At 50.7% G+C, this 8,977-nt stretch carries 5 protein-coding genes; all 5 read left to right on the forward strand.

The window, feature by feature from the left end; translation table 11 throughout:
* The first annotated feature begins 38 nt into the window (after positions 1 to 38).
* The 5 genes from B4C70_RS09815 to B4C70_RS09835 all read left to right on the forward strand — a co-directional run bounded on the left by B4C70_RS09815 (position 39) and on the right by B4C70_RS09835 (position 8,890).
* Positions 39 to 1,463 carry a S41 family peptidase gene (locus B4C70_RS09815; RefSeq protein WP_290778921.1) on the forward strand — a complete coding sequence of 475 codons (1,425 nt, stop codon included), beginning with the start codon at positions 39 to 41 and terminating at the stop codon, positions 1,461 to 1,463.
* Positions 1,464 to 1,485: 22 nt separating this feature from the next.
* Complete coding sequence (locus tag B4C70_RS09820) at positions 1,486 to 2,649, forward strand: PDZ domain-containing protein (protein ID WP_290778924.1); 1,164 nt, start codon at positions 1,486 to 1,488, stop codon at positions 2,647 to 2,649.
* Between the two features lie 206 nt (positions 2,650 to 2,855).
* A complete protein-coding gene (uvrB, locus tag B4C70_RS09825; protein ID WP_290778927.1) occupies positions 2,856 to 4,823 on the forward strand; it encodes an excinuclease ABC subunit UvrB in 1,968 nt (655 codons plus the stop codon).
* A gap of 1 nt (position 4,824) precedes the next feature.
* Positions 4,825 to 7,680, forward strand: coding sequence for an excinuclease ABC subunit UvrA (uvrA, locus tag B4C70_RS09830; RefSeq protein ID WP_290778930.1), 2,856 nt, complete (start codon positions 4,825 to 4,827; stop codon positions 7,678 to 7,680).
* 100 nt (positions 7,681 to 7,780) lie between these two features.
* Entirely contained in the window at positions 7,781 to 8,890 is a 1,110-nt protein-coding gene (locus tag B4C70_RS09835; RefSeq protein ID WP_035396288.1) for a DUF4097 family beta strand repeat-containing protein, read from the forward strand.
* The last annotated feature ends 87 nt before the right edge of the window (positions 8,891 to 8,977 follow it).

Consider the following 8,977-nt stretch of genomic DNA (forward strand, 5'->3'; position numbering starts at 1 on the left):
AAAATACTGCGTTTTTTAACGGAAGTGGGGAATCAAGCGTGAAAAAATCTACAACAGCAGTCATCGCGGTCAGTACCTTCGGGCTTGGTTTAGGGGCAGGCGCCGTCGGGATGCTAGCGGCTGGCGGAACGGATTCTGTCTCGACGTCATCGTCGTCGGCGAATGCGACGGGTGATTGGAAAAAAATCGACCAGGTCCGGCAGATGATCGAACAAAATTATCTAAAAGACGTGACAGATAAAGAGTTACTCGATGGTGCGTTATCTGGCATGACAGAAGTGCTTAACGATCCATATTCCGTTTATATGGATGAGTCGGAAACGGCATCGTTTAATACGAATCTGTCGTCTTCGTTTGAAGGGATCGGTGCGACGCTTGAACAAAAAGGTGAGTCGATCGTCATCGTCTCGCCGATCAAAGGATCACCTGCTGAAAAAGCTGGTATCAAACCAGGCGACGTCATCCTAGAAATCGATGGTAAGTCGACAAAAGGTCAAAAGACGGATCAAGCCGTTAAAAAAATTCGTGGTGAAAAAGGAACGAATGTCGTCCTGACGATTCAGCGTAGCGGACAAGACGCGATGGAGATCACGATTAAACGCGATACGATTCCAATCGAGACGGTCTATACGTCAACGGAGAATGTCAACGGCAAGAAGATTGGTGTCTTACAAGTAACACAGTTCTCGGAACCGACAGCAGAAGAGTTCGAGAAGGGGTTGACGAAACTCGAGAGTCAGAACATTGATGGACTCGTCATCGATGTGCGCGGAAATCCGGGTGGTCTTTTGACGGCTGTCTCGAAAATGATCGCTCCGTTCATTCCGAAAGACGTGCCGATTTATCAAGTCGAGAACAATAAAGGCGAGCGCCAGCAGGAATTCGGGAAGGCAGACGAGAAGAAACCATATAACATCGTCGTGCTCGAAGACGGCGGATCCGCTTCTGCGTCCGAGATTCTGGCAGCCGGTCTGAAGGAAGGTGCCGGCGCCGAAGTCGTCGGTACGAAATCGTTCGGTAAAGGCATCGTCCAAAGTGCGTATGATTTAAAGGACGGTAGTGATTTGAAGTTGACGACGAACAAATGGCTGACGCCGGACGGCAACTGGATTCACAAAAAAGGGGTCGAGCCAACGATCGAAGTCAAGCAACCAGCATACTTCAACGTTACGAAGATCCTGACTGATCAGAAGTCACTTGCAGTCGGCGATTACGGAAAATCAGTCGAGAATGCCCACCTCGTCCTCGAAGCGATCGGTTACGAGCCAAAAGGACAGGACGGCTATTTCGGTGACACGATGAAACAAGCTGTCGAAGCCTTGCAAAAGGATGCGAAACTTGACGTCACTGGAAAAATCGATCAGCAGACAGCGGGTGAGATGGAGACGCGTCTCCTGAAGAAACTCCAGGACGACAAAAATGACGTCCAGCGGAAAAAAGCACTCGAGGTCGCTGCACAATAATAAGGAATGGAAAGAGGTCTGAATGCGCGTGGAATTACTCGATGAAATTGGTTGGACCGCGATTAGTCTCATCGCCAGTCCGACCTTGTGGTTAGCACTCCTTGTCAGTTGGGTCATCGGCATCCGGCGTGTCAAACGGGAACGCGGACTGTTTCGCTCCCGGACACACGGTAAACGAAGCGATGTCCTCGAAACACTTTTACCAGGTCTACTCGTCGGTCTCGTCTTGTCCATCGTCAGCGGATGGCTCGGATTGACAGTGACACCGCAGTACGCTCTACTGTTGCTTGGACTTTCGAGCGTCTTGCTGTTGATTGGTGTCGTTCGTTTGAACCTGCCACTCTGGCCGATCGTCTTGCTTGGACTTGCTGGCTGGTTCCTAATGGATTCACGTCTTGATCCGGTTCGAACGGTTGAGCCGAAAATGATTTTATTGCTTGCGACGTTAACGCTCGTCGCGGAATGTCTCCTCGTCTGGTGGCGCGGAAAGCGACGCCTGTCACCGTCACTCGTCGTTTCGAAGCGTGGTCGCTTCATCGGTGGGCTGTCAGCGAATAAACTTTGGCTATTGCCTTTGCTCGTCTTTGTTCCGGGCGACGTGCTTGAAGCCTGGTGGCCACGTTATAGCTTCCCAGAGCTCGTTCCGATCGTTCTCTGGTTACCGATCGGCTTCAGCTTCCTCTTTACGGGTAAGTTGCCGAAAGAATTGATGCGTCCGCTCGTTCAAGGACGTTTGATTACGAGTCTCGTCGCGATTCTATTGACGGTTCTTGCATACGTCACCGGACAAGCTGAATGGCTGTACGGGATCGTCTTGTTGCTCGTTCTGCATATTCTATTGCATCAGCGGGTCAAACGCTTGAACCGGGCACAGACCCCATTGTTCCTCAATGGAACGCGTGGTGCCGTCATTCTCGGAACGCTACCTGATAAACCAGCTGCCGAGATGGGCTTGATTCCAGGTGAAGCGATTTATAAAGTCAATGGTGAGAAGGTCGATTCGGAAACATCGTTCTACGAGGCCATCCAAAAACACAAACCGTATCTACGTCTTGAAGTCATGAACCATAACGGCGACATCCGGTTTGCGCAACGTGCCTTCTATGAACAAGATCATCATGAGCTTGGTATTCTGTTCGTCAACGAGCCGGTCCATGGTCGCACTAAAGTGCGGTCCTTGCATTAACGAGTACATCCCTGTCACGTAACAGCCGTGACGGGGATTTTTTTGTCGGCAGAAAAATCGAGGATCAATACTCGAAGCAAAAAGAAACTTTTGCATTTTCGAAAAAAAGGGTAACTTCCTAAAAGGAGCACTTCATAATCGAATGTTTGTTCGTAAAGTGGTACAATAAAAATAGATTTTTTAACGTGATGAGGGGGAAGCAAACGATGGATTTTGAACTCGTTTCACCATTTGAACCAGGTGGTGATCAGCCGACGGCAATCGAAAAATTGGTGACTGGGCTAAAACAAGGCGAACGACATCAGACGTTGCTTGGGGCGACCGGTACCGGGAAGACGTTCACGGTCTCGAACGTCATCAAGGAAATCAAGAAACCGACGCTCGTCCTTGCCCACAACAAAACACTAGCGGGACAACTCTACTCGGAGTTCAAGGAATTCTTCCCAAACAATGCGGTCGAATACTTCGTTAGTTTTTATGATTATTACCAACCGGAAGCGTACGTCCCATCGACGGATACGTTCATTGAGAAGGACTCTTCAATCAACGATGAGATCGATAAGTTGCGTCACTCGGCAACGTCCGCCTTGTTCGAACGGGAGGACGTCTTGATCGTCGCGTCCGTTTCGTGTATCTATGGTCTCGGTAACCCGGAAGAGTACAACAACCACGTTTTGTCACTGCGTGTCGGCAATGAGATGGGGCGAAACGAGATGCTTCGTCGTCTAATCGACATTCAGTATGAGCGTAACGACATCGACTTCCAGCGCGGACGGTTCCGCGTCCGCGGAGACGTCGTCGAAATCTTCCCGGCGTCACGCGACGAACAGTGTGTCCGGGTCGAGTTCTTGGGTGACGAGATTGAACGGATCCGTGACATGGATCCGCTGACAGGTGAGATCGTCGCGGACCGCGAGCACATCTCGATCTTCCCGGCGTCCCACTTCGTGACGGGGGATACCCGTCTACAGAAAGCGATCGCGAACATCGAGAAGGAACTGGAAGAGCAGCTTGCGAAGTTACGTGAAGACAATCAGTTGCTTGAAGCGCAACGGCTCGAACAACGGACGAACTACGATCTTGAGATGATGCGGGAGATGGGCTATTGTTCCGGAATCGAGAACTACTCGCGTCACTTGAACTTGATGCCGGAAGGGGCAACACCGTATACATTGCTCGATTACTTCCCGAAGGACTTTTTACTCGTTGCCGATGAGTCACACGTCACATTGCCACAAATTCGCGGGATGTATAACGGGGACCAGGCACGGAAACAAGTCCTCGTCGATCACGGTTTCCGTCTTCCGTCGGCAAAAGACAACCGTCCGTTACGGTTCGAGGAGTTTGAGGAAAAAGTCAGTCAGGCGATTTATATCTCGGCGACACCAGGACCGTATGAACTCGAACATTCAAAAGAGATGGTCGAGCAAATCATCCGTCCGACCGGTCTTGTTGATCCAACGATCGAGATCCATCCGATCACAGGACAAATCGATTACTTGATGGATAACATCCGTGACCGGGTCGCGAAGAACGAACGTGTTCTCGTGACGACACTGACGAAGAAGATGGCAGAAGATTTGACCGATTACTTGAAAGAGAATGGTGTCAAGGTCAACTACATGCACTCGGAGATCAAGACGCTGGAACGGATTGAAATCATCCGTGACTTACGACTCGGGAAATACGATGTCCTCGTCGGGATCAACTTGTTACGAGAAGGACTGGATATTCCGGAAGTCTCACTCGTGACGATTCTTGATGCCGATAAGGAAGGGTTCCTCCGGTCGGACCGTTCGCTGATTCAAACGATTGGTCGGGCGGCGCGAAACTCGGAAGGACACGTCATCTTGTTTGCCGATAAAGTCACCGATTCGATGCAACGGGCGATCGATGAGACGGAACGTCGTCGCGCGATCCAGATGGCGTTCAACGAAGAACATGGCATCACACCGCAGACGATCAAAAAAGACGTTCGTGGTGTCATCAGTACGACGATCGAGAGCGACGACACCGTCGAAAAACTCGAGAAGTTCAACAAACTCAAAAAACCGGAGCGCGAAACGTTACTTGAGCAGCTCGACCAGGAGATGCGTCAAGCGGCGAAAGACATGCAGTTCGAAAGAGCTGCTGAGCTCCGCGACCTCATATTAGAATTGAAAGCAGGTGCCTAAGTTGGGAGAAAAGAAGAATCAGATTATCATCAAAGGCGCTCGCGTCAATAATCTACAAAACATCGATGTCGAAATCCCTCGCGATCAGCTCGTCGTCTTGACGGGCTTGTCCGGGTCAGGGAAATCATCGCTTGCCTTCGACACGATTTACGCGGAAGGACAACGACGTTATGTCGAAAGTTTATCTGCCTATGCCCGTCAGTTCCTCGGACAGATGGATAAACCGGATGTCGACACGATCGAAGGGCTGAGTCCAGCAATTTCAATCGACCAGAAGACGACTAGTAAAAACCCACGTTCGACGGTCGGAACGGTCACAGAAATCTATGATTATCTGCGTCTATTGTACGCACGAATTGGTAAACCGATTTGTCCGAATCACGGAATCGAGATTTCGAGCCAGACAATCAGTCAGATGGTCGACCAAGTGATGGAGTTACCGGAGCGGACTCGTCTGCAAATCCTCGCGCCAATCGTTTCCGGACGAAAAGGAACGCACGTCAAGGTGCTCGACGATTTGAAGAAGGAAGGCTTCGTCCGCGTCCGTGTCAACGGAGAGACGATGGATCTCGCCGAAGAGATCACGCTTGAGAAAAACAAGAAACACTCGATCGAAGTCGTCGTCGACCGTGTCGTCGTGCGACCAGATGTCGAAGCCCGTCTTGCGGACTCACTTGAGACTGCACTTCGCCTCGCGGATGGTCGGGTCATCGTCGATACGATGGACGGCAACGAATTGTTGTTCAGTGAACATCATGCTTGTCCAATTTGTGGCTTCTCAATCGGCGAACTCGAACCACGGATGTTCTCGTTCAACTCACCGTTTGGTGCTTGTACATCATGTGATGGTCTCGGAACGAAGCTTGAGGTCGATGTTGATCTCGTCGTGCCGCATCCTGATAAGTCATTGAACGAAGGCGCAATCGTGGCGTGGGAACCAACGAGCTCGCAGTATTATCCACAATTACTCAAAGCGGTCTGTGACCACTTCAAGATCGATATGGATACACCGTTCGAACAATTGTCAGAAGAACATCGCGAAACGATCTTGAACGGAAACACGAAGGAAGAGATCCACTTCCGTTATGAGAATGACTTTGGGATGGTCCGAAATACGAACCTCTACTTCGAAGGGGTCCTCAATAACTTACAACGTCGTTTCAAGGAGACGTCGTCTGATTATATTCGGGAACAGATGGAAGGCTACATGGCGAAGAAAGCATGTCCGACGTGTAAAGGACACCGCTTGAAACGGGAATCGCTCGCCGTCAAAGTATCTGACCACCATATCGGTGAAGTGACGAAGATGTCTGTCAAACAAGCGGTCATGTTCTTCGACGAACTACCGGAGAAATTAAGTGAGAAGGATAAGACGATTTCGCGGATGATCGTCCGTGAGATTCACGAACGGGCGTCGTTCCTTGAGAACGTCGGTCTCGATTACCTGACGATCTCACGCGCAGCGGGGACATTGTCCGGTGGGGAAGCGCAACGGATTCGTCTTGCGACACAAATCGGTTCGCGTCTAACGGGTGTCCTCTACGTTCTCGATGAACCATCGATCGGGTTACACCAACGTGATAATGATCGTCTGATCAATACGCTGAAGGCGATGCGTGATCTCGGCAACACGTTGATCGTCGTCGAACACGATGAAGACACGATGATGGCAGCCGACTACTTGATCGATATCGGACCTGGTGCCGGCGATCACGGTGGATTCGTCACGGCAGCCGGGAAACCGGAAGAGTTGATGCAGGATGCGAACTCGTTGACTGGTCAATACTTGTCCGGGAAGAAGTTCATTCCTGTTCCATCAACACGCAAAGAGCCAGACGGTCGGATGCTCCATATCCACAAAGCATCGGAAAACAACTTGAAGAATGTCGATGTCGATATTCCGCTTGGTCTGTTCGTCGCCGTCACCGGTGTCTCGGGCTCCGGGAAATCGACGTTGATCAATGAAATTCTCTATAAGACGATCGCGCACGAGATGAACCGGGCGAAAGAAAAACCGGGTGCTCATAAAGGGATCACCGGTCTGGATCAAATCGACAAGGTCATCGACATCGACCAATCGCCGATCGGTCGGACACCACGTTCGAACCCAGCAACGTATACCGGTGTCTTCGATGACATCCGTGACGTCTTTGCTTCGACGAACGAAGCGAAACTCCGTGGTTACAAAAAAGGACGCTTCAGTTTCAACATCAAGGGTGGACGTTGTGAAGCGTGTCGCGGTGACGGAATCATCAAAATCGAGATGCACTTCTTACCGGACGTCTATGTTCCGTGTGAAGTCTGTCACGGGAAACGCTACAACCGCGAAACACTCGAAGTGAAATATAAAGGCAAAACGATTGCCGACGTGCTTGAGATGACGGTTGAAGATGCCCTTGCTTTCTTCGAGAACATTCCGAAGATCACGCGTAAATTACAGACGATCGCTGACGTCGGTCTGACGTACATGCGTCTCGGTCAACCCGCGACGGAACTGTCCGGCGGGGAAGCGCAACGTGTTAAACTCGCGTCCGAGTTGCATAAGCGCTCGACTGGGAAGACGATCTACATTCTCGATGAGCCGACGACAGGACTCCACGTCCACGATATCGCGCGTCTCCTGAAAGTCTTACAACGTCTCGTCGACAATGGTGATACAGTTCTCGTCATCGAACACAATTTAGATGTCATCAAGACGGCAGACTACTTGATTGATCTCGGACCAGAAGGGGGCGACGGTGGCGGAACGATCGTTGCTGCCGGGACACCGGAACAGATCGCTGAAGTTAAAGCATCCTACACGGGACGATACCTCGCTCCGGTCCTTGAACGCGATGCGGCACGAATTGAATCGTGAAACTTTTGTGGATGAGGATTCGTAGGAAGGAACTAAGGGAACTTAAACGAAAGTATCATGTAACACACGTTTGAGGTTCAAGAATAGGAGGGAACGGTTCATGAAGCAAGATATGCGTCAATTGATATTGGAGCAAGTCAAAGAAGGAAAGTTAACGATTGATGAGGCACTCGATAAACTCGAGCGGCTCGAAGCGATCGACGAACGTGCAACTTCTGCCAGTGAACATAAGTACGTCGATGAACCAGAACAATATGACCGGGTCGACCAGTATTCCGTCGATTCGCTGACGACGAAAGTCATGTCAGCGTTCGATAATCTCGTCAGCCGGATCAAGGACAGTGATCTTTCGCTTAATCAGGCGTCCGGTCCGAACGTCACCTACGTCAAACAATTCCCGTTCAGCGGTGAGACGGTTCACGTCGATCTGTTCAATGCGAACTTGGTCGTCGAACCGAGTGATCTTGAAGAATGCGAATTGACGGTGACAGGACGTCCACTCCGCCGCCAACAGGTGACGGAAGAACAGGCACTTGAGCAACTCCAAGCTGCCGTCCAACACGCGGTCTCAGCGAACACACTCTCAATCCGCTTGAAGGATAAGAGTGTCCGTGCGACAGTCCATCTGAAAGTACCACGCCGTCATTACGAATCATTCGTCTTACAGACGTTGAACGGGGAAATTTCGTTGACGTCGCTCGATACGACATCCGCTCAACTGATGACAGCAAACGGTCGAGTCAACGTCCGTGATCTGTTCAGTGAGGATGTCAAAGTATCGACAGCGAACGGTTCGATCGAAATCGAAGAGTCGGAGTTGAAAGTCTTGAAAGCGAAGACAGCCAACGGACAAATCATCACGACAGGTGTCTTCGAACGTTCAGAACTGAAAACGGCGAACGGAAACGTCCGTTGCGAGCTGAAGACCGTGCAAAACGCGAAGGTCAAAGCGTCATCGCTTGCTGGAAGCATCGCCTTGATGTTGCCGCATGGTGCTGAAGTGTACGGGGAGCTTGAGACGAACTTCGGTGGTCTCAACTGCAACCTCGATGACATGGAATTAATCCGGGATCAAAAAGAGATCGTCAACCGGAAGCTCCATTTCGTATCAGGTCGCGGTCGCTCACCAAAAATCGAGGTTGAAGCCGATACGAAGACAGGTACAATTTCGGTCACGCATGGTGTTCACCTCAGCCCACAAGCGTTATAAGCATACGAGCGCAACTTCTTGAAAAAGAGGTTGCGCTTTTCTTATGACGTCGCATCCGCTTTGCGTGCTTTCCTCAGGCGAGACACA

The sequence above is a fragment of the Exiguobacterium sp. UBA5002 genome (genome assembly GCF_002396765.1).
In the GTDB taxonomy this organism is placed as follows: Bacteria; Bacillota; Bacilli; order Exiguobacteriales; family Exiguobacteriaceae; genus Exiguobacterium_A.